Origin of the sequence: Gracilibacillus alcaliphilus, from assembly GCF_016909015.1 — a bacterium.
Lineage (GTDB): Bacteria > Bacillota > Bacilli > Bacillales > Amphibacillaceae > Gracilibacillus > Gracilibacillus alcaliphilus.
This window is the reverse complement of record NZ_JAFBFA010000008.1, coordinates 63343-85112: the sequence shown is the minus strand read 5'-3', so window position 1 is coordinate 85112 and position 21770 is coordinate 63343. Positions and strand designations below refer to the sequence as shown.

The following is a 21770-nucleotide window of genomic DNA, read 5'->3' as shown; positions in this document are numbered from 1 at the left end:
AACACAAGAAAATGCGCCGTTTTCTGCTTCTATCGCTCCTCTTCCAACTATATCGAGGCTTCATATATTGATTGAACGGCTTCTTTTAGTGCATTATCAAAGGCCTCTTCTGTTTGATCTGCTCGTAAATCTTGGCTTAACGCCCTAGAAAAGCTGGCAATCAACCCGTCATTCTCTTTTAATTTATGATTTGCTTCTTCACGGCTGTATCCTCCAGATAATGCTACCACACGCACCACATTTGGATGTTCTGTCAATTCTAAATAGAAATTGGCTTGTGTTGGAATCGATAATTTTAACATGACTAGTTGATCTTGTTCTAATTGGTTCAAGTGCTTTTTTAATTGCTCTTTCAATATCTCTTCAGAGCGTTCTTTATCCTCACTGTGTATATCTACCTCAGGCTCAATAATTGGCACTAAACCTGCGGCAATAATCTCTTTGGCGATGCTAAATTGCTGTTCTACCACCTGTTGGATGGCTTCTGGATTGGCTTTCTTGATCACAGAACGCATTTTCGTCCCAAAAATATGCCGTGCTTTTGCACGCTGCAAGATCTCGCTGAGGTTATCAATCGGTTTCATTAGTTGGACACCATCGTTTTCTTCTGCCAATCCTTTATCCACTTTTAAAAAAGGAATAATTCCTTTTTCGTTTGCCAAATAATCGGCTGTATATATATCTTTAATCTTACTGTCCATTGTCTGTTCAAATAGAATGGCACCCAAAATGTATTCGGAATCGAATGCTGGAGAGGTAATGATACGTGTACGCATTTGATGCACTAAATCAAACATCTCTTCCTCATTAGAATAAGCCTCTTCCGAAATCCCATATGCAGCCAGTGCCTTTGGAGTACTGCCACCACTTTGATCCAAAGCTGCTATAAAGCCTTTTCCATACTTCATCTTGTCCAATTGATCTGCAAGCATGTTTACCACTCCTTTGGTTATTGGTAATAAGCATTATTTACCATACAGCTATTGTATCATAGTTAATTGCTGGGGGTAAATTTGCTGTTTGATGTCGAATCGTTTGTTTTAATATATACAAAAAGGGTATCCCATAATCAAGTTATTTCATAAAAGATTTACATCTAGAAATAATAAAACTAGACTTGTCGGGGCGTTCACATCTCGTATGGCATATTTCGATTGCAAGAGATGACGAGCGAGACAATTACTTCGAAAAAAATAGGAGGATGGCAGATGAAAGCTAACAATCAGTATATGTTCGATGGAAAGGCAGCCTTAGTAACTGGAGCAGGTTCAGGGATAGGACGAGCTGCTGCCTTGGCATTAGCCAGAGGCGGTGCAAAACTTTTTCTAGTTGACTTAAAAGAAGAAAAGACAGCAAAGGTTCAGGATGAAATAATAAGACTTGGTGGCGAAGCGGTTGTAGCAGATGTTGACCTCACCGATGGCCAGCGAGTAAAAGAAGCAATGAAAGAGCTGGAAAGCAGGTACAATAAGTTAGATATTGTCTTTGCTAATGCAGGTATTAATGGCGTGCTCGCTCCAATTGAAGATTTATCCTCAGAGGACTGGGATAAAACAATGCAAACCAACTTAAAGGGAACATTTCATACCGTGAAATATGCTATTCCATTAATGAAAGAAACGGGTGGCAGCATTATTATTACCAGTTCAGTCAATGGAAATCGTGTCTTTTCTAACTTAGGGATGGCGGCATACAGTTCATCAAAGGCTGCTCAGATGGCTTTTGGGAAAATGGCTGCACTAGAACTGGCGCAATACGGCATTCGAGTAAATATTATTTGTCCAGGGGCTATTGAAACAAATATCGGAGAAAATACTGAAAAAACACCTGAACTAGATAAGATTCGTATTCCGATTGAATACCCAAAAGGCGACAAACCGCTTGAACATAAACCTGGCACACCTGAACAAGTAGCCAATCTTGTTACTTTTTTAGCTTCTGATCATGCCAGCCATATTACAGGCACAGAAATGTTTATTGACGGAGCAGAATCCCTATTATGAGGAGAACGAAAAGCGCAAAGCGCCCTTTTAAAAACGTAGAGATTGGAGCGTCACAACGGAGATAAAGGAAACACGACGACGGAAGGAGTCGATGTCGACTTATCGCAGGGCGTGAAGTGAAATCTCTAAAGTTTGGCGCTTGGAGCTGGACATGGCTATTCTTGAATAAGAAGGATGCATGAAAAATTATATACTTTCTGATCTTATGAGAAAAAAGACTGTCGCAAAATGCAATATTTACATTTTGCGACAGTCTGTTAGTCATTATTCTTTATCTTGAAATGGTTTGGTCACTTCCATATAAGGTTTAACCCTAGTGACTTCACCGATTGTATCGGTGTCCACTACATACGAACCATTGCTGTAACGATCACTTAATGGCAAGGTAAATGGCTTGACTGTATGGTTCTCTTGCTTTGCTGTGATTAATGTAAATTGATCCTCTTCCCTTGTCAGTTCGAAACCAACCAGGCGATGGGGCTTGGCCTTCAGTTCGCGCAACATCACTAACCCTTTTTTGGCACGAGAGGACTTTTCAAAGCGATCTAATGACATCCGTTTACAAGAGCCTCGTTGAGTGGCTGCAAACAGCTGACGATCTTCGTTCCATTCATCCAGCATCACAGCATTCACCACATGCTCATCTGCTTTTAATTGAATTGCCTTCACGCCCGCTGCCCGCTGCCCAACAGTCGATACTTCTGATTCATGATACCAAAGGCCGTAACCTTTATTTGTTGCTACAAACAGATCTTGATGACCATCTGTTTCATAGACATTGATTAATTCGTCGCCCTCTTTTACATTTAACGCAATTAAAGGCCTAGAAAAACGCTGTGATGCATATAAATCCATCTTACTTTTCTTCACCATGCCATTCTTAGTAAAGAAGAGCAGGAATTTCTCCGCATGAAACTCTCTGACTGGTAAGGCCTTCATGATTCTTTCGTCTTTTTCCACCGAGGTAATATTGGAGATATGCTGGCCAAGCTCCTTCCAGCGAATATCAGGCAGCTGATGGACAGGTATTGGCAAATAGCGGCCTTTGTTAGTAAACAACAATAAATGATCGGTTGTATTTAATTCAAACAGTGAAATTAAATGATCATCATCCTTCATCACAAAGTCTTCTTGACTGGACGCCGTAAAAGAACGAATGCTTGTTCTTTTAATATATCCTTGCTCTGTGACAGACGTAATCACATCTTCACTGGCAACGGTGACTTCCACATTAATTTTCAATTCTTCGATTTTTTCCTCTATCTTAGTTTTGCGGTCGTCAGCATATTTTTTCTTCATTTGTCGCAGGTCTTTTTTCATAAATGAGAGCAATTTCTTTTCATCTGCCAAAATGGCTTGATAATTATTGATTGCCTGCTGCAATTGACTTGCTTCTTCCTCCAAGGCAGTGATGTCGGTATTGGTTAAGCGATATAGTTGTAACATCACAATTGCTTCGGCTTGTTCCTCGGTAAATTGATAAGCAGCAATGATGCGTTTCTTAGCATCTTGCTTATCCTGAGAGGCACGTATCGTTTGAATTAATTCATCCAGAATAGAAACAGCCTTTATCAAACCTTCGACAATATGTGCTCGCTTTTCCGCTTTGCGCAAGTCATATTGTGTCTGTCTGGTAATAACTTCTTTCTGATGATCGATATAAGCATCAATCATTTGACGAATATTCAGTAACTGCGGTGTACGGTCCTTAATCGCAACCATATTAAAATTATAAGTGATTTGCAGATCGGTATTTTTATATAAATAGTTTAACACGCCTTGGCTGTCCGCATTCTTCTTCAGTTCAATCACAATACGCAATCCAGTACGATCGGTTTCATCACGAACCTCAGCAATTCCTTCCACCTTACGGTCTAGCCGCAGTTCGTCCATCCGCTTTACTAGTGCTGCTTTATTAACCTCGTATGGTATCTCATCTATCACAATCTGCTCACGATTTCCTTTGATTGATTCAATCACCGCCCGGCCACGTACGACAATTTTTCCTCTACCTGTTTCGTATGCCTTTTTTAGACCTTCATAGCCTTGGATAATCCCCCCAGTAGGAAAATCCGGACCGGTGATAATCTTTAATAATTCTTCAATCGTAACGCCAGGTTTATCCAGACAGGTGATGATAGCATCAATCACTTCTCCTAAATTATGCGGCGGAATCTCGGTTGCATAACCGGCAGAAATCCCGGTAGAACCATTGACTAACAGGTTCGGGATTTTTGCTGGTAAGACAACCGGTTCATTTGCTGTATCATCAAAGTTAGGAACATAATCCACTGTCTCTTTATCAATATCACGAAGTAATTCCTGTGAAATGGCTGACAGCCTTGCCTCTGTGTAACGCATTGCTGCCGGCGGATCACCATCGACACTCCCGTTATTACCATGCATTTCAACCAAGACATTGCGCAGCTTCCATGATTGACTTAACCGAACCATTGCCTCATAAACAGAAGAGTCCCCATGCGGGTGGTAATTACCAATTACTGTACCAACTGTTTTGGCAGACTTACGAAACGGCTTATCATGTGTATTCCTCTCCTCATGCATCGCAAACAAAATTCGACGCTGTACAGGCTTTAGGCCATCACGTACGTCAGGAAGTGCTCGGTCTTGAATAATATATTTACTGTAACGTCCAAAGCGATCTCCCATCACATCTTCTAATGGGAGATCTAAGTATTTTTCTACTGCCAACGAAATTCCTCCTAAAACAACTTATAGTGCTTGTTCAAAAAGCCCGGTAAAAAGGACCATCATCGGTTAAGTTCGCAACGTCCTGGGACTGCGGTTACTCGCCCCACCGAAACCATTTGTTGCAACACCGATACTAGCACATCGTGTGCGTCGAAAGTTCAAGGCGGCGCCGCTTTGAGTAACAGACTTGCACAGGATGTGTTGACTTCTGCGTTGTCCACACAATGTGGACGATCTTAGTAGAAGTTCCACTTGCTTTTCATACGTGAGTAACGGAAAAGCACCAACGCAGAAATTCGCTGTGTCATTTTTATTGGACTTTTTGAACAACCTCTTATGCTTGAATGTTCTGATTGTCGATAATATTCTCATCATCTTCTAAACCAAACTGAACATGGGATTCAATCCATTTACGCCGTGGCTCGACCTTGTCACCCATTAAGGTGGTAACACGCCGTTCTGCCCTTGCTACATCATCAATCGTGACACGAATCAATGTCCTTGTTTCAGGATTCATTGTCGTTTCCCAAAGCTGATCAGCATTCATTTCACCGAGACCTTTGTACCGCTGTAAATGATAACCGTTTTTGAACTTTTTGGTAACCGAAGCTAGTTCATCTTCTGTCCAACAATATTCTACTTGAGCTTTTGCCCCTTTGCCTTTTGATACTTGATACAATGGCGGCAAGGCAATAAATACTTTACCAGCTTCAATCAAAGGCCTCATATAACGATAAAAGAATGTCAACAATAGAACTTGAATGTGTGCCCCATCTGTATCGGCATCCGTCATAATGACTACTTTATGATATTGACAGTCTTCAATGTCGAAGTCAGTACCAACTCCTGCACCAATCGTATGAATAATCGTTGAAATCTCTTCATTTTTCAAAATATCAACCAATTTGGCTTTTTCTGTGTTCACTACTTTGCCTCGAAGCGGTAATACGGCTTGAAACTTACGGTCTCTTCCTTGTTTGGCTGAACCGCCCGCCGAATCACCCTCGACTAAGTACAGTTCATTCTTCTCTGCATTCCGGGATTGAGCTGGGGTTAATTTACCGCTTAGTAATGATTCCTTCCGACGTTTCTTTTTGCCTGAACGTGCTTCCTCACGCGCCTTTCTGGCCGCCATTCGGGCGTCTTTGGCACGGATCGCTTTCTTAATCAGCATCGACGCACTGTCAGGGTTCTCTTCTAGGAAATAGAGCAAATTCTCAGCCACAATCGCATCGACAACTGAGCGGGCTTCTGCAGTTCCTAGTTTACCTTTGGTCTGTCCTTCAAACTGCAGTTTCTCTTCTGGAATCTTAATCGAGATCACAGCCGTAAAACCTTCACGAATATCATTACCTTCAAGGTTCTTATCTTTTTCTTTCAACAAGCTGACCTTTCTGGCATAGTCATTAAACACACGCGTGATAGCTGTTTTGGCCCCTGATTCATGCGTCCCGCCATCTTTTGTCCGTACGTTATTAACAAAGGAAAGAATATTCTCCGCATAACCATCATTAAATTGAAAAGCAAAATCAAGCTCCATGCCCTGTTGATTCCCTTCAAAGGAAACGACATCATGAAGCACATCCTTCTCTTCATTTAAGTAGGCGACAAACTGCTCTAATCCATGTGGATAATGGTAAGTTTCGGTAATCTTTTCCGACCGTTCATCGGTCAACTCAATGGTAACTCCTTTTAACAAGAAAGCCGCCTCACGCAGACGTTCAGCCAAAATATCAAATTGAAAGGTGTCGGTTGAAAAAACGGTTCGATCTGGTTTAAACGTAATCGTTGTTCCACGTTTTCTTGTCTTTCCTTTTTTCTCCAATGTGGTAACCGGTTTACCGCCATCCTCGAAGCGTTGGTAGAAAGTATAGCCGTCTCGATAGATCGTTACTTCTAACCACTCAGACAAGGCGTTCACTACGGAGGCACCTACTCCATGAAGACCACCGCTCGTTTTATAACCACCCTGACCAAATTTTCCCCCTGCATGCAATACCGTTAGAATAACCTCTGGAGTCGGTCTGCCTGTTTGATGCATACCAGTTGGCATGCCGCGGCCATTATCTGTAACCGTGACACTTTGATCGGGATGAATCATGACAGATATCTTCTCGCCAAAACCTGATAAGGCTTCGTCTACTGAGTTATCTAAGATCTCAAATACCAGATGGTGTAGACCACGAGCATCGGTACTTCCAATATACATACCCGGACGTTTCCGCACCGCTTCTAAACCCTCTAATACTTGAATCGATTCATCACCATATACTGCATTGTTTTTGCTCATACAATAGTTCCTCTCTTTCTTTACTGCTAAACCGTCCTACCTTAATAATACGGCATGTGCTACTTTAATACATTGATTCATAATCACTTGTTTTCCATTCTCTGTCAGGTATTGATATACTTGCTGATCTTGAACACCTTGCTGCATCCAAATATAGCGTGCCTCTGTTTGGATCAGTTCTTCTGCTAAAGCAGGTAAAAATACCGATCTCCGAAAAATATTAATCATTTCAAATGGAATATCAATATCTGTGACTTTATCATATGCCTTCTCCCCCAATACTTCTTGCACATGGGGATTAACTGGAATAATACGATAACCTGCTGTTTGCATCGCCTGAGCGATCTGATAAGAGGTTCGATAAGGCTTATCAGAAAGTCCAACCACTGCAATGGTTTTTGTATCTTGCAGCATTTCGATCATTAATTGTTGTTGATTATCCCTGTTCATTATTCGACACCTCATTTTTATTGATTAAATCATACTATTAGCAGTTAACGCAAGTAAACTATTTGTGACTTTTTCATTGAGGTGGCCGACAATTGCCTATCCACTCTATTGATGATATCACAAAAAATCGCTAACCAGAGTATTCAATTGAGATTATATGCTTATATACATGACCAATGATAACCGTGGAATCCCAACAATGCAAGCCTTGATATATCAACATCTTGACTTAAAAATGGAAAATGACCCTTTGAAATAAAAGGACGGGAAATATTTAAGTGGAGATTTATCAATTGCTTTCTATAAGCCTGTTCGCGTTATATTTCATTAGCCAAAAGCCCGCTGAAAGATAAGTTTATTTTACTTTCTATAATAGAATAGGAGTTCTTACTAGAGAGTGAAAATGTAGAATTGCTAGCCAGACAGATTAGCGACTGTATGACTGAAGAAATAAGTAATGATGAAACCTCTTGATTGACTTGATAAATAAAAAAAGTGGTCTTGTTTACATAAAGTATATCAAAATAATTACTCAACCAATACCGTTTTCCATAAGAATAAATGTATTTAGCGAATCATTCACTAAAAGTTTAGGCTGCTTTTTCGGCTGGTTCTGAAAAATAGCTGCTCAAACCTTGCTCCATCAAAGAGTTATAGTAATTTTCAAGATTACATGCTAAAATAAAGAAATCAATGATACCATGAATTAAGGAGTTTAGAGATGGAGTATATTATTTTTATCATTTTGGCTTATTTGCTTGGTTCCATACCTACCGGCTTGATTATTGGCAAGGTCGGTTATCAAAAGGATATTAGAGAACATGGCAGCGGAAATTTAGGTGCTACTAATACTTTTCGCGTACTCGGTATCAAAGCGGGGATAGCCGTTACTGTGATCGATATCCTTAAAGGAACTCTAGCAGCCACCTTGCCCGTTATCTTTCAGGCAACAGAAGTCTATCCGTTATTAGTTGGTGTAGTTGCCGTTATTGGGCATATGTTCCCTGTCTTTGCAAAATTTAAGGGTGGTAAAGCCGTTGCCACTTCTGCCGGGGTTATCCTTGGTGTCAATCCCTTGGTGTTTGTCATCATGATCGCAAGTTTTCTAGTCATTTTATATCTAACCAAGTATGTTTCTTTATCTTCAATGTTAACTGGAATTATTACCATTATTGTAACTGCTGTTCAACAAGATTATCCCTTACTGATCGTGACGGCCCTGTTAACAGTGGTCGTTATTTATCGCCATAAAGCGAACATCAAGCGAATTATTGATAAAACAGAACCAAAAATCACTTGGATGTAACCCAATAAGATGAGACTTCCAATCCGTAAGAGTTTTTCATTCCTTGGGATGGCTTTGCAGCTAGAGCCTGCTGATTTTTTGGAAGCTAGATGGCAAGCATAATGAAAAGGAGGCATACTTCATTGTCTCCTTTTATTCTTGTTCAGAGTTAGTACATGAGTTGGGAGGCGCTTTCTAGGCACGCTCGATCCAATGGTAACATGTCATCATCAAGAGAGGACTACTTTATTTTTTGAAGTTGCAAAACATTAGATAGAAAAACTTACAGATGTTAGCGCTAAGGTACAGAAAATTCGCGTCTGACATTTGCCAAATCCGCTCAGATAAAACGGATAGCCCCTGCAGGATTTTAGTTGCTGATCAGCTTATATCCTTATTATTGTAACAAATCAACAGAAAAAAAGTGATAGGTAAATCAAAGAAGTCGGTTAAAACCAATTTGAATAAGCTTAATACATTGAATATTGTAAAAAGTTTGGGTATACTTTGAAATAGTGGAGACGAAAGGAGTCAAATTCATGCGAGAATTAATAACTAAACCATTGCCCGATAAGCATGAGCGTCACAAGTTATTTGGCTCAGTGGCGCCAGGTGAAAAAACAAAACCAACAGAAAAAGACAAGATGAGCGATTTACAGAACACAAAAAAAGATTTTCTTTTTGCCATAGATCAAGTAGGGATTTCCAATGTGAAGCATCCTATCCAAGTAGTGAGCAGTATAGAACCAACTAATCAAACAACGATTGGTAATTTCACATTAACTTCTTCTATTCAGAAGGATCATAAAGGAACAAATATGAGCCGTTTCACTGAATTAATGCAGGCGTATAGTAATGGCAGACCATTCGATATATCTATTGCAAATTTAAAACGGTTCACCAAAGAGATGGCCGAGCGCCTAGAGCAAAATGATAACCAACTGACAGTAGCTTTCCCTTGGTTCTTTGAACGGAAAGGACCTGCCTCTGATATGGCCGGATTGAACCATGCCGATGCAGAGCTTACTATTCTATATGATAAAACAGCCGGTTATCATATCACGGTATCATTGGAAGGTAAAATTACTACCCTCTGCCCTTGTTCCAAAGAAATCAGTGAATACAGCGCTCATAATCAACGAGGAAATGTGAAAATGGAAGTAACACTTGCTCCAGATTATGATGAAGAGGAAGTCGATTGGAAATATGCCTTATTAGAAGCTGCAGAAAGCAATGCCAGTGCTCGTATTCATCCGGTATTAAAACGCCCGGACGAAAAAATGGTAACAGAGCAGGCCTATGAAAATCCACGATTTGTTGAAGATATCGTACGATTAGTTGCCTCCGATTTATATGAAATGTCTTTTGTTGAGAAATTTACGGTGCAATGCCGCAATGAAGAATCTATCCATTTACACGATGCCATAGCTTCAATCAGCTATGATAAAGCACTTCACTACTAGAGGTGAACAGCTTGAAACAATTAATGATCGGCATTATTCGTTTCTATCAGCGTTTCATTAGTCCAATGTTTCCGCCAAGCTGCCGTTTCCATCCAAGCTGTTCCAACTATGGTCTGGAATGCTTCCAGCGTTTCAATGTGGTGAAAGCAAGTTATTTAACCATCAAAAGGATCTTAAAGTGCCACCCATTTCATCCAGGTGGTTATGATCCGGTGCCTGAGAAGAAACAGGACTAACCATTTTTAAATGTTATAAGATAAAAATCGAGACTTATCTGATAGTCTCGATTTTTTATGCTTACAAGTGCAAGTTCAAAGGTTTGAACAACCTTATAAATGAAATTTATCAATGTGTTCCCATTGTCTTTCCTGCCTCAGTATTTCTTTTTGAGTATCCCCAAATAAATCAAAGTGTGGAAATCTCGGATCTAAATGAATCCACTCCTCTTGTAAACCATAATTTTTCCCCCATGCCACCAGCTTGTCATAATTACTGCAGCCAACTTTGGTAACAGTCTTACAATTCGGAAAGCGGTCATCCAGCCAATAATGCGTTAAAAATGCGATTTCTCCTTGATTAACGTCTCTTTTCCACTGCGCTAATGTATATCGATCAATGCCAAATGCCATTATTGTTCTTGTCCTTCTAATGCTTGTTTATATGCTTGATCCCACTCCGGAAAATGCTTCTTTAAGGATAGCGGACGGAAATTGTCCTTTCTGACAATTACATGTTGAGTTGTACCTGTAACAGCTATTTCCCCAGCTTGGTCGATCACTTGATAACCGTATGTCGTGCGAATTCCATTGTAAGAATCTACCCACGTTTCGACAAAAGCATCTTCTCCATAACGAATAGGATGTTTAAATTGGATATTAGCATTTACTACTGGCGATACAACACCCTCTGCCTCCATTTCATGGTATTGAAACCCCAAACTTTCTACAAAGGCAGTCCTGCCAATCTCAAACCAGATAAGGTAGTTGGCATGATAGACTACGCCCATTTGATCTGTTTCTTGGTATCTTACTTTGATAGGTGTTCTTACTTTATGCATTACTTTGTCCCCCTAATAGATTGAAACGCTAGTTCGAAATCCTTCTTGTTCAACCATTCCAACGGCTCGCGATCCTCTGTATCCATTTCTAGTCGTAAAGCCTGATACTGGATAGCTTCATTAATTAAATTAACAATAAAGCGACCGTTTCCAGACACTGAAATACCCGAAAAATGGTCAGTTAAGAATGGCTCTACATCTTTTTCTAGTTTATATTGATAAGCATTGACATGATATTGAACCATCTCTAGTAGTTCTTCTTCAGAATAATCTTCAAAATGAAAATATTTTTTAAAACGTGATTCTAAGCCAGGATTACTAGTGATAAATCGTTCCATTTCCTCTTTGTAGCCGGCTAGAATAACGACTAAATTCTCGTTATGTTTCGTCATTTCATCGACTAATGTATCTATGGCTTCTTTTCCGAAATCCTTCTCTCCTCGATATAAGGCATATGCCTCATCAATAAAGAGTACGCCACCCAAGGCCTCACGAATCTTATTCTTTGTTTTCATCGCAGTTTGTCCTACATATCCTGCAACAAGGTCACTTCGGGAGGCAATAACAAGGTGCCCCCGTTTGAGCAATCCACATTGCTTCAAAATTTGGGCAAACAATTTGGCAACAGTTGTTTTCCCAGTTCCTGGGTTACCTGAAAATACCGAATGAAGCTGAATCGGTACCATCGGTAAGTTTAACGCCTTCCGTTTCTGTTGGATCTGCACAAAAGAAGACAGCTTCTTTACTTCTTCCTTCACATGTTTCAAACCGATCAATTGCTCTAATTCCTTCATTGGGTCTGCGGCGCCCTGTTGATCATCTAAAGAAGCAATAACTTCCTCGGTTATCTTCATATGTTCAATCCAATGACTGTCAAATGGCTTATTCTGCTTGGATCCAATATGGAAAATTACACGAAGTACTAAGTCCCTTACCGTACGGGCATTACCAAAGGAATCATCTACCCGCGCTTTTTCAATAAGGGATAGAAAGCGGTTTTTAGCCTTTTCAGTGAAGAAATAATCATTTTGCAAAGCCGTTTCTTCAGCGATTTGCAATAGCTGGTGATCATTGAAATCAGGCAATTTAATCACATTACCTTCTGGAAAACGACTTCTCAGCCCCTGATTAGCCCAAAGAAAATGTTCCATCTCTTCTGGATAACCAGCCAAGAAAACAACAAATTGGTTTGCGTATTCTTTACTGGTCATACTCGATACCAGTGTATCAATCACGGCTTGTCCATAGTCATTACCTGTTTGATCTTCTCGTTTCAGATTGTAGGCCTCATCAATAAAAAGTACACCTCCCAGTGCTTTTTTTACATAATTTAATGTATTTTCTTCACTCTGTCCCATAAAAGAGCCAACAAGCTGTGATCGATTGACTTCAATTACCTGATCTGATTTTAAAATCCCTAAACGATGATAAATAGTGGCCAATAAGCGGGCAATTGTGGTTTTTCCAGTCCCAGGATTTCCTGTAATCACCATATTCAGCCCCTGCTCATCACTCATTTGAAAACCTGCTTCTTTACGCTTCTGCTGATACCGCAAATAGTGATAGTACTGGTTAATATACTGTTTTACCTCACCTAAACCAATCATCTGATTTAACTCTTCTAAAGGATCATTAGTTACTTTCTCTTTGATAAAGTCAGGCAAAGCATCATAAAACAAATGCAGAAAATGATTCAGCCGGTCAATCGCCTCATTATACAGTTGTATCTCTTTGATCGATTTCCTTTGTTCCAAAGCAAAAGCCATATCTTCTGCTATTTCTTCAATGATTTCTATTTGTGAGAACAATTGATTGTACGCTTTTCTGATGTTGGAAACCGCCACTTGCTGCTTCAGCTTCCATTGTTGAAGGCGATTCATTTCTTGCAGCAAAGCTTTTACTTTTTTCAATTTGACTGGATTAAAATCGGTCTCGCGCAGTTGATACTGATTTAAATCCATAGCAGCCAGTTCATTATATGTCGATAAATAATGATTTAAAGACTGTACCTCTGTGATCATAGGATGATTACTCCGCTGTTTGACAGCCTCTAATTCTTTTTGTAAATGATCATCCGTAACATTACGCTTTAAACGATAGAGGATTAACATGCAATATAGTAATGCTTTCGCCTCTTCTGACAGGTCAGCCTGTTCCATTTCATCCAACAACCGTAAAATCTCAATTTCAGCAAAAGGTGGAATGTCATCTAGTGAGTTCCAGTTATTCAATTTGACTTCAATGTCCTTCCATTTGTTTGTTGACATAAACATCCCCCTCTTTTCTAAAGACTGTCTTCTTTCACTTCTAACAGTTGTTCTTCCATTTGTTCATAAGACAAGGCCCCATTGATTCGTTTCATAATGGTTTGATCCTCGATCCGAATAATAAATGAAGTCGGCATATTAATCACTTTAAAGGCATCGTACACTTGATTATCCTCATCTAACAGGATTGTAAAATCAAGCTGTGCTTCCTCAACAAATGTTTTTGCTTTTTGCAGTGAGTTTTCTGTATTGATGCCAATTACCTTGATCTCTTCCTCATGGTTGTCCTGCAATGTTTGTAAATCTGGCATCTCCTCTACACAAGGCGGGCACCAAGTCGCCCAAAAATTCACCAACAAATACTCCTGCTCCTGATCAAAAACCTCCACCGTGTCTCCAGATAAATTATCTAATGAAAAAGCCGGTGCTTTATCACCCTCTTGTAATTGCGAGACATTCGGCGCTGTGATAGTGACACCTTTCGCAGACGTGTCACCAGTAACATCAATAATATTTGGCTCTTTCTCATCAGTAAAAATATCAGTGGCATTCACAAGAATAACTAGTACGACAAGACTGACAAGAAGTCCAATTGAAAGTATATTTTTCCACACATGATTCACCTACTATACAAAGTCATGATAACACCTTTTATTATAACGAATTTGATAACAAGCGTCTAACAATCAACACCAATTAGTTTACATAAAATAAATATGGTAAATAGGAATGCAAAAAAAAAAGAGACAGCCCTTTATAAAGGCTACCTCTTTCTAAAAGAATATTACGCTAACTTATTACGTAACACCATTTGCAGGATACCACCATGACGGTAGTAGTCTACTTCCACTTCACTATCGAAGCGGGCAATTACCTCAAATTCAGTTGTTTTACCAGCCTCATCTGTGGCAACTACTTTTACGATATCACGTGGTTTTACAGATTCATCAATCTGAACCTCAAATGTCTCTTTACCTGTCAATCCTAAAGAATCTGCACCGTCTCCTTCTTGGAACTGAAGAGGAAGTACACCCATCATCACAAGGTTTGAACGGTGGATACGCTCAAAACTTTGAGCAATAACAGTCTTGATTCCCAATAGGTTAGTACCTTTCGCTGCCCAGTCACGAGAGCTTCCCATCCCATAGTCATTACCAGCTAATACAACAAGACCTGTGTTATCTTGTTGGTACTTCATAGCTGCATCATAGATAGGCATTACATCACCTGTCGGCCAGTAAGTTGTATAACCACCTTCTGTCCCCGGTGCTAATTGGTTTTTGATACGAATATTAGCAAATGTACCACGCATCATAACCTCATGGTTACCACGACGAGAACCATAGGAGTTAAAGTTACGTGGAGATACGCCTTTATCTTGTAAATAACGGCCTGCTGGCATGTCTTTGGCAATTGCTCCGGCTGGAGAAATATGATCTGTTGTTACAGAATCGCCAAATTTACCGATGGCACGCAAGCCAGACAGTGTCTCCACTTGACCATAATCTTTAGAAAGACCTTCAAAGAATGGAGGGTTTTGAATATAAGTTGAATCACTATTCCAAGAATAAAGTGGTTCATCTGTCGTTTCAATTTCATTCCATTTTTCGTTAGAGCTGAATACATCTTCGTATTCTCTGCGGAAGATTTCAGGTGTTACAACCTTCTCTACTTCAGCACGCACTTCATCCATAGATGGCCAAATATCGTTAAAAAATACATCGTTACCATCTGCATCTTGACCAATTGGTTCTTTCTGCAAGTCAATATCCACAGTTCCTGCAAGAGCATAAGCAACTACTAATGGCGGTGAAGCTAAGTAGTTAGCTTTTACCAGCGGGTGAATACGGCCTTCAAAGTTACGGTTACCAGACAAGACAGAGGCAACAGTAAGGTCATTATCAGCAATAGCTTGTTCGATTTCTTCACGTAAAGGACCTGAGTTACCAATACATGTTGTACAACCATATCCAACTAGGTTAAAGCCTAATTGATCCAGATATGGTGTTAATCCTGCATCTGCTAGATAACCTGTTACTACCTTTGAACCTGGTGCCAGAGAAGTTTTCACGTAAGAAGGCACAGTTAAACCTTTTTCTACGGCTTTTTTCGCTAACAATCCAGCTCCAAGCATAACATATGGATTGGATGTGTTGGTACATGAAGTAATAGCAGCGATAGCAACGGCACCAGTCTTCATAACAGACTTCTTACCATTTGGATGCTTGATTTCTACTTCTTTATTAAATTCAGCTTTGTCTAAACCAAATCCTTGGTTACCAGCTGGTGCTGTAATCGCCTCATTAAACGATTCTTTCATTTTTGATAAAGGAATTAAATCCTGAGGACGCTTAGGACCAGATAAGTTTGGCTCTAATTCAGACAAATCAATTTCTACTAAATCGGTAAATTCTGCATCTGGCTGGTCATCTGAGTACCATAGATTGTTCTCTTTGCAATATTTCTCTACTAATGCAATCTGTTCTTCACTGCGTCCAGTTAAACGAAGATAATTTAATGCCTCTTCATCAACTGGGAAGAAACCACAAGTAGCGCCATATTCAGGAGCCATATTAGAGATAGTAGCTCGGTCGGCTAATGGCATATCTTTCAATCCCGGGCCAAAGAATTCTACAAATTTACCTACTACCTTTTTCTCGCGAAGCACTTGTGTTACTTTAAGTGCTAAATCAGTAGCAGTCGTTCCATTTGGAAAACTACCAGTGAACTTCACACCAATTACTTCTGGTGCAGGGAAATAAGATGGCTGACCAAGCATACCTGCTTCCGCCTCAATACCACCAACACCCCAGCCTAGTACTCCAATACCATTGATCATAGTAGTGTGGGAATCGGTTCCTACTAATGTATCTGGAAATGCTTCTATTTCACCTTCACTATTTTCCACTGCATGAACCACGTTAGCAAGATACTCCAGGTTCACTTGGTGTACAATACCTGTTGCTGGCGGTACAGCACGATAGTTATCAAATGCTTTTTGTGCCCAGTTTAAAAACTCGTAACGCTCTGCATTACGCTCAAATTCAAGTTCCATATTAGCTTGCAGTGCATTGGCAGTACCGTACTCATCCACCTGTACAGAGTGATCAATAACTAGATCCACTGGTACTTCTGGATTGATACTTTCTGGAGAGCCTCCCATGTCTACCATTGCCTTACGCAGAGAGGCAAGATCGACAACTGCCGGCACCCCTGTAAAATCTTGAAGAATAACTCGAGAAGGTTTAAATGGAACATCTTCTCCTTTGCCTTTCCCCCAGTTGGCTAAACTTTTAACATGTACATCATTGATAACACGACCATCGTATTGACGAATTAGTGATTCTAACAATACTCGAATAGAAAATGGCAGACGGTCAATGTTACCAATCCCCGCTTCTTCTAAAGCTTTTAATTGGTAGTAGTTGTACGTTTTGCCGTTCAGTTCAAATTGCTTTTTTGCTTGAAATGCATTCTGATTACTCATTCAATCAGTTACCCCCTTGACAAAGATTGGAGCGAAAAATGGATCACTCGTTCTGCTAAACTACTATATTAGAATATAGTCCATACCCTATTATTTTAGCTGAAATCGGTTTATAAGTAAATTGATTCAGCCCAAAAATTCGAATTTATTCTGCAAAATTAGCAAAAAGATGTTATCAGTCATGTTCAATAATCTAGTAAAAGGTCAAAGCCATATTCCCATTTAATTTTTAGTCAAACAAACCGCTCTTTTTTTTACAGGATAGAAAGCTTTCTCAGTAAGCGCTGACATCCCCAGTTGCCATACATTACGGATGAAGGTTCCTTCATTTCCAATTTCGCCGCAGAAATTTGGTACAGCGTGTTTGTCAGATTTATAAACAACCTCTATAATGGCAAATAAATATGGAAAGTACTTCCTTCACCGGCAGTGGATTCTATTTCGATTTTTCCATTGTGATTATCCATTATTTGCTGACAGATCATTAATCCCAAACCTGTTCCTTGTTTTTTTGTAGTAAAAAAGGGTTCTTTTAATTTATCAATTAAATGACTAGGGATCCCTTGCCCCTGATCTCGGATCGAAATGATACAATCTGTTTCTGTCTGCTGGACACAGATATGAATTAAACCTCCATCCTTCATTTCTTCGATAGCGTTTTTTATCAAATTAATTAATACCTGTTTTATTTGAGAACAGTCACACACCACCACTATATCTTCTTCCTGTTCTATCACAATATCTATATCATATAAATTAGCTTCTGTACGCAGTAAGGTGATCACATCTTGAAGCATCGCATTCACACTTTGATCATCTCTTTCATTTGTCATAGGTTTTGAAATAAATAAAAGTTCAGAGGTAATTGCAATAATCTTATCAATTTCATCCATCATTATTTGGTAGTATTCTTCTTTGTTTGAAATACCACTCTGTAATAGCTGGGTAAAACCTTTTAGTGAGGTAAGTGGGTTTCTGATTTCATGGGCGATCCCTGCTGCTAATTGACCCGCTACTGACATTTTTTCTGATCTGATCAATACTTCTTCCGCCTGTTTCTTATCAGTAACATTTTTCAGGATAGACAACATCTTGATTTTATTCTCCAATTGGAAAACATATAATATCATATCAAAAATAATAAACCGTCCAGATTGATTACGGATATTTACAGTGTATCGCTGCCCCTCTTTGGGAAATGCATGTAAATCCAAATGACTTTGGATGAATCGTTGATCCTCAAACATTATGTATCTGAACACCGAACGCCCCAATAAGTCCTGTTTGGAAAAGCCTAACATACCTTGTACAGATTCAGAGATATATTCGATCTTACCTGACATATCGTTCATGCAAATAATGTCAAAACCGTGCACCTCTATTTGCTGAATGATATATGTAGGCAATGTTACTAACGAAAGCTGATCTTCCTGTCCTGCCGCTGCATGGACTCTTGATTTCCTTAATCGACCTTCATCATAAAGCAAAATATTCCCCTCCGTTCCCAACTAAAATATTTTCTTGAGGTATATAAACATGCTATAATATCAACAGCTCAATAGATTATATGAGAAATATGGATATTAATGACTATTCTTACGATTCATTGTTATATTACTATATTTTTCACGAAAATAAAATATCCTTTTTTCCTATCATTAGGAAATGACATGATATTATTTGGACAAACTTATTGAACCATTTTAATCACTAGATTGGCAGGTGAATAGACTTGACATTTCAATTTATGTCTTTGATTGTTTTATGGACTTTTATCCTTTTAGGGTTAATGGCTATTGGCGGTTATTTCATGTTTCGCAAGTTTCTCAAAAGCTTGCCAAAACAAGATGGAAAATCAGATCTTGATTGGGAAAAATATTATCTTCAAAAAACAAAACACCTATGGGAAACATCCGAGAAAGAATTTTTAGAAGAATTGGTAAGTCCTGTGCCTGAACTTTTTCGTGATGTAGCACGTCAGAAAATAGCAGGTAAAATCGGACAGCTTGCCTTAGAGAAAAAAGAAAAGAAAGTTACCCAAGATACATTGATTCAAGGATATATCATGGCGACACCGAAACGTGATCACCGATTTCTCAGAAAAAAACTGCAAGAAAAGAACATTGATCTTAAAGCTTATGAAAATTACTTTCAATACTCACCCGACGATTATCAGAATGAAAAATACGCAGCCAAAACACGTAATAAGTAAGTCATGTTCTTGGCTGCGTATTCATTTGTTAACCCCTATAACAAAAAAGGAGATCTGAGAATACGGGCTAGAACTTACATGTTTGTACTTCTCTGATCTCACTGTGATCTCCCCTCTTCAGTCAGAAGAGGGCTTATTACTGCTGTCTTAAAAACCTTGAAAATTGAAAACCCCTGCTAGAAAGGAGGTTAATTTTGTCATTAGATCAAAGAATAGAAAGAATCCCATAAAGATCATGACATATCCGCCTATCTTCACCAATTTTGGTCCATTTTGCTTTATCCATTTCATTTTACCAATAAAGAACGCTAAAATAAAGAACGGGATAGAAAAACCAAGTGAATAAGCAGTCATCAGCAAAATCCCCTGTTCGGTATTCGTTGCCGCTAGTGACATCACCGCAAATAAAATCGGTCCCGTACAAGGCGTCCAGCCTAATGAAAATGCCATTCCGACAATAAAGGTACCAATAAAGCCAGCCGGCTTATTCTTGAAACGCACTTTCCTTTCCTTCATCAAAAAATCAAACTTGAGTGCTCCCACGACAACTAAGCCAAAAAAAACGATCAGGATAGCCCCAATTTGACGGATAAGATTATCCCATTCCATTAAAAACTGACCGATAAAACTGGTTGCAAAACCTAATATGACAAAGATACTTGAGAAGCCCAATAAAAAGAAAAAAGTATGTAACATACTCTTATAATTGAACATGGCGTTCTCTTCTTTAATGTCACTTACACTCATTCCCGTAATATAAGACAAAAATGCTGGGTACAATGGCAGTACACATGGTGAAATAAACGATAAAAAACCTGCTCCAAATGCTAAAAAAACATTTACTTCTGTCAAATTGGTCACTCCAAACAATTAAGATCTTCTGCTGTACTCATTATAACCTATCATAAGATCCTACATATAAATAAGCAAGGAAATGAAATCGACAATTATGTTACAATAATTACAAAATGTTTAGAACTTATGATCAAGTTTAACATACTGCGATCTTTCTATACACTATCAAGCAAGAGGAACTTACAAGAATCCACTGCCATTTACAACTACCTTTTAGCCATGCTAGATGTCCGCTGCGAGAAAGCGAAACGGGCGGCCGCAGCGATTGCCTTGCTCTCCATATCTTCTACAAAGGTTATTTCTGAAATAACTAATAATAGCTGGTATTGGATATACCTTGTATGAAATAATTAGTTCATACACAAAAAGTCCCATTGACTATGCTACGATTGAAATACTTAACCAAGTTTACTCAATCATCCACCAATCCAAAGGAGGTCATAGTCAATGAGACTACTTAATGGTAAACAAGGATTAAAAAGAAGTCAATTCGCAAAAGAACTGAAAGGTGCTGATTTAGAAAAAGTATTGCTAGTTCCTATTGATGTTTCAAAGCTTATTGCTGAAGCCTTGATAGGCAACAAAACGACAAATTCAAAACTTGCTTCCGGCGTTTATAAACAACTTCAAAACTTAACAAGGGCCAGACGAAGTGAGATCATAAGCGCTCCCGCATCAAAAAATGGAACTTCGCGGTATCCATGACCAAATTTGGCGTGAATATCAGGAGGTTAGCGTACTGGTTGATAATAAAGTCAAATCAACAAAGATTTTTAGTGATTTTTGGGGGAAGGCAAGCCTTCACCTACTAAAACACTACTCACACACTACCCATATTCTTGAATTAGGCGAGATTGGATTAAGAAAGCTCTCTAAAGAACACAACCTGAAAATGAGGAAGACAGCAATTGAAAAGCTGCTTTTTGCAGCGAAAGAGAGTGTTTCTAAGCCTTTAGAACAACTATCTCGTGAGCTATTTCTATTAAAGCAAAAGCTAAAGGCCTATGATTGGCACAAGCAAAATATTGCATTATATAACAAAGAAATCCCTCTTCCATCAAACAGAGGGATTTCTTTTACTCACCGTCCCCAGTATTGGACTTATTACTGCGGCTGAGATTTTTTGTGAAATGGGTGATCTCTCCCATTATCATAGCGCCAGTCAACTTATTAAAAAGCCGGAACAAATCTGATCATCAAACAATCCGGAATAGATGGTGGTTACTTTGGATGTATTTCCAAGCAGGGAAACACCAATCTAAGAAGAGCTATCTATACCACTGGCCGTTGTCTATCTACACATAATGAAGCTTTGAAGCCCTTTTATACAAGATTAAAGGAAAAAGGCACGAAAAATCTATATTGCCATGGGAAACAAATTTATAAAAATTGCACTTGCAATGATTAAAAATCAGCAACCTTTTTATTGGCATCCTCCTGATTTTAATTAAGAACAGGAAATCATCAAAAAACTTTCACAACCTTTAGCAGTTTAGCGTATGTGACATCATAACAGGCAACCTTCTTTTGGTTCGAGTGGAGATCGAATCCAACTTTCATGAGGCACAGACCTCGCAGATAAGCCATATCCCACTCGTTCTGTAAATGCGAATCAGTACGTTAATTCTAATTTGTACTCTATGTCAGAATGCATCCATGCAGAGAAAGAAACGGAGGCCTGTTTCATAT

The 21770-nt window shown here is 39.1% G+C and carries 20 protein-coding genes; 9 read left to right on the top strand and 11 right to left on the bottom strand.

Features of this window, described 5'->3' with window-relative positions; translation table 11 throughout:
- Positions 1-47: 47 nt before the first annotated feature.
- Positions 48-932, bottom strand: coding sequence for a fructose bisphosphate aldolase (locus JOD18_RS08430; RefSeq protein ID WP_204668507.1), 885 nt, complete (start codon positions 930-932; stop codon positions 48-50).
- Between the two features lie 276 nt (positions 933-1208).
- On the opposite strand from JOD18_RS08430, the gene JOD18_RS08425 reads away from it, so the two are divergent.
- Positions 1209-2003 carry an SDR family oxidoreductase gene (locus tag JOD18_RS08425; RefSeq protein ID WP_239588001.1) on the top strand — a complete coding sequence of 265 codons (795 nt, stop codon included), beginning with the start codon at positions 1209-1211 and terminating at the stop codon, positions 2001-2003.
- A 264-nt stretch (positions 2004-2267) separates the two neighbouring features.
- On the opposite strand, the gene parC is transcribed toward JOD18_RS08425, so the two are convergent.
- The 3 genes from parC to JOD18_RS08410 all read right to left on the bottom strand — a co-directional run bounded on the left by parC (position 2268) and on the right by JOD18_RS08410 (position 7455).
- Positions 2268-4715 (bottom strand): DNA topoisomerase IV subunit A, encoded by a 2448-nt coding sequence (gene parC / locus JOD18_RS08420; protein ID WP_204668506.1) that lies wholly within the window; start codon positions 4713-4715, stop codon positions 2268-2270.
- 334 nt (positions 4716-5049) lie between these two features.
- Positions 5050-7005, bottom strand: coding sequence for a DNA topoisomerase IV subunit B (parE, locus tag JOD18_RS08415; RefSeq protein WP_204668505.1), 1956 nt, complete (start codon positions 7003-7005; stop codon positions 5050-5052).
- Between the two features lie 36 nt (positions 7006-7041).
- Positions 7042-7455, bottom strand: coding sequence for a CoA-binding protein (locus tag JOD18_RS08410; protein WP_204668504.1), 414 nt, complete (start codon positions 7453-7455; stop codon positions 7042-7044).
- A gap of 721 nt (positions 7456-8176) precedes the next feature.
- Between JOD18_RS08410 and plsY the strand changes: the two genes are divergently transcribed.
- The 3 genes from plsY (at position 8177) to yidD (ending at position 10439) form a co-directional block, all read left to right on the top strand.
- Entirely contained in the window at positions 8177-8761 is a 585-nt protein-coding gene (gene plsY / locus JOD18_RS08405) for a glycerol-3-phosphate 1-O-acyltransferase PlsY (protein WP_204668503.1), read from the top strand.
- Positions 8762-9279: 518 nt separating this feature from the next.
- Positions 9280-10203 carry a GTP cyclohydrolase FolE2 gene (folE2, locus tag JOD18_RS08400; RefSeq protein WP_204668502.1) on the top strand — a complete coding sequence of 308 codons (924 nt, stop codon included), beginning with the start codon at positions 9280-9282 and terminating at the stop codon, positions 10201-10203.
- Positions 10204-10214: 11 nt separating this feature from the next.
- Complete coding sequence (gene yidD / locus JOD18_RS08395; RefSeq protein ID WP_204668501.1) at positions 10215-10439, top strand: membrane protein insertion efficiency factor YidD; 225 nt, start codon at positions 10215-10217, stop codon at positions 10437-10439.
- A gap of 93 nt (positions 10440-10532) precedes the next feature.
- Here the strand turns inward: yidD and JOD18_RS08390 are convergent, their stop codons facing one another.
- The 6 genes from JOD18_RS08390 to JOD18_RS08365 all read right to left on the bottom strand — a co-directional run bounded on the left by JOD18_RS08390 (position 10533) and on the right by JOD18_RS08365 (position 18501).
- Positions 10533-10832, bottom strand: coding sequence for a hypothetical protein (locus JOD18_RS08390; RefSeq protein WP_204668500.1), 300 nt, complete (start codon positions 10830-10832; stop codon positions 10533-10535).
- Positions 10832-11260, bottom strand: coding sequence for an acyl-CoA thioesterase (locus JOD18_RS08385; protein ID WP_204668499.1), 429 nt, complete (start codon positions 11258-11260; stop codon positions 10832-10834). The genes JOD18_RS08390 and JOD18_RS08385 overlap by 1 nt, the downstream gene beginning before the upstream one ends.
- Positions 11260-13527 carry an AAA family ATPase gene (locus JOD18_RS08380; protein ID WP_204668498.1) on the bottom strand — a complete coding sequence of 756 codons (2268 nt, stop codon included), beginning with the start codon at positions 13525-13527 and terminating at the stop codon, positions 11260-11262. Before JOD18_RS08380 ends, JOD18_RS08385 begins: the two co-directional genes overlap by 1 nt.
- A gap of 17 nt (positions 13528-13544) precedes the next feature.
- Positions 13545-14141 carry a redoxin domain-containing protein gene (locus JOD18_RS24220; RefSeq protein ID WP_204668497.1) on the bottom strand — a complete coding sequence of 199 codons (597 nt, stop codon included), beginning with the start codon at positions 14139-14141 and terminating at the stop codon, positions 13545-13547.
- Between the two features lie 170 nt (positions 14142-14311).
- Positions 14312-17014, bottom strand: coding sequence for an aconitate hydratase AcnA (acnA, locus tag JOD18_RS08370; protein ID WP_204668496.1), 2703 nt, complete (start codon positions 17012-17014; stop codon positions 14312-14314).
- A gap of 386 nt (positions 17015-17400) precedes the next feature.
- Complete coding sequence (locus JOD18_RS08365; protein WP_239588000.1) at positions 17401-18501, bottom strand: ATP-binding protein; 1101 nt, start codon at positions 18499-18501, stop codon at positions 17401-17403.
- 302 nt (positions 18502-18803) lie between these two features.
- Here JOD18_RS08365 and JOD18_RS08360 point away from each other — a divergent pair, with 302 nt between their 5' ends.
- Positions 18804-19226, top strand: a complete 423-nt coding sequence (locus JOD18_RS08360; RefSeq protein ID WP_420827789.1) for a DUF2621 family protein — start codon at positions 18804-18806, stop codon at positions 19224-19226.
- Positions 19227-19373: 147 nt separating this feature from the next.
- On the opposite strand, the gene JOD18_RS08355 is transcribed toward JOD18_RS08360, so the two are convergent.
- Positions 19374-20078, bottom strand: a complete 705-nt coding sequence (locus JOD18_RS08355) for a cytochrome c biogenesis CcdA family protein (protein WP_204668495.1) — start codon at positions 20076-20078, stop codon at positions 19374-19376.
- 450 nt (positions 20079-20528) lie between these two features.
- Between JOD18_RS08355 and JOD18_RS08350 the strand changes: the two genes are divergently transcribed.
- Genes JOD18_RS08350 through JOD18_RS24975 form a run of 4 tightly spaced genes read left to right on the top strand, consistent with a single transcriptional unit; the run spans position 20529 to position 21489 of the window.
- Complete coding sequence (locus JOD18_RS08350; protein ID WP_204668494.1) at positions 20529-20786, top strand: hypothetical protein; 258 nt, start codon at positions 20529-20531, stop codon at positions 20784-20786.
- Positions 20764-21198 carry a hypothetical protein gene (locus JOD18_RS24215; protein WP_239587999.1) on the top strand — a complete coding sequence of 145 codons (435 nt, stop codon included), beginning with the start codon at positions 20764-20766 and terminating at the stop codon, positions 21196-21198. Before JOD18_RS08350 ends, JOD18_RS24215 begins: the two co-directional genes overlap by 23 nt.
- Positions 21176-21274, top strand: coding sequence for a hypothetical protein (locus JOD18_RS24980; protein WP_420827790.1), 99 nt, complete (start codon positions 21176-21178; stop codon positions 21272-21274). The genes JOD18_RS24215 and JOD18_RS24980 overlap by 23 nt, the downstream gene beginning before the upstream one ends.
- Positions 21271-21489, top strand: a complete 219-nt coding sequence (locus JOD18_RS24975) for a transposase (RefSeq protein ID WP_204668561.1) — start codon at positions 21271-21273, stop codon at positions 21487-21489. The genes JOD18_RS24980 and JOD18_RS24975 overlap by 4 nt, the downstream gene beginning before the upstream one ends.
- The last annotated feature ends 281 nt before the right edge of the window (positions 21490-21770 follow it).

Coding starts and splice junctions, on each gene's coding strand:
- folE2 (WP_204668502.1), top strand. CDS start 9,280: ATGCGAGAATTAATAACTAAACCATTGCCCGATAAGCATGAGCGTCAC.
- JOD18_RS08385 (WP_204668499.1), bottom strand. CDS start 11,260: ATGCATAAAGTAAGAACACCTATCAAAGTAAGATACCAAGAAACAGAT.
- acnA (WP_204668496.1), bottom strand. CDS start 17,014: ATGAGTAATCAGAATGCATTTCAAGCAAAAAAGCAATTTGAACTGAAC.
- parE (WP_204668505.1), bottom strand. CDS start 7,005: ATGAGCAAAAACAATGCAGTATATGGTGATGAATCGATTCAAGTATTA.
- JOD18_RS08360 (WP_420827789.1), top strand. CDS start 18,804: ATGGCTATTGGCGGTTATTTCATGTTTCGCAAGTTTCTCAAAAGCTTG.
- JOD18_RS08350 (WP_204668494.1), top strand. CDS start 20,529: ATGAGACTACTTAATGGTAAACAAGGATTAAAAAGAAGTCAATTCGCA.
- JOD18_RS24215 (WP_239587999.1), top strand. CDS start 20,764: ATGGAACTTCGCGGTATCCATGACCAAATTTGGCGTGAATATCAGGAG.
- JOD18_RS08425 (WP_239588001.1), top strand. CDS start 1,209: ATGAAAGCTAACAATCAGTATATGTTCGATGGAAAGGCAGCCTTAGTA.
- JOD18_RS08390 (WP_204668500.1), bottom strand. CDS start 10,832: ATGGCATTTGGCATTGATCGATATACATTAGCGCAGTGGAAAAGAGAC.
- JOD18_RS08430 (WP_204668507.1), bottom strand. CDS start 932: ATGCTTGCAGATCAATTGGACAAGATGAAGTATGGAAAAGGCTTTATA.
- JOD18_RS08410 (WP_204668504.1), bottom strand. CDS start 7,455: ATGAACAGGGATAATCAACAACAATTAATGATCGAAATGCTGCAAGAT.
- JOD18_RS08380 (WP_204668498.1), bottom strand. CDS start 13,527: ATGTCAACAAACAAATGGAAGGACATTGAAGTCAAATTGAATAACTGG.
- plsY (WP_204668503.1), top strand. CDS start 8,177: ATGGAGTATATTATTTTTATCATTTTGGCTTATTTGCTTGGTTCCATA.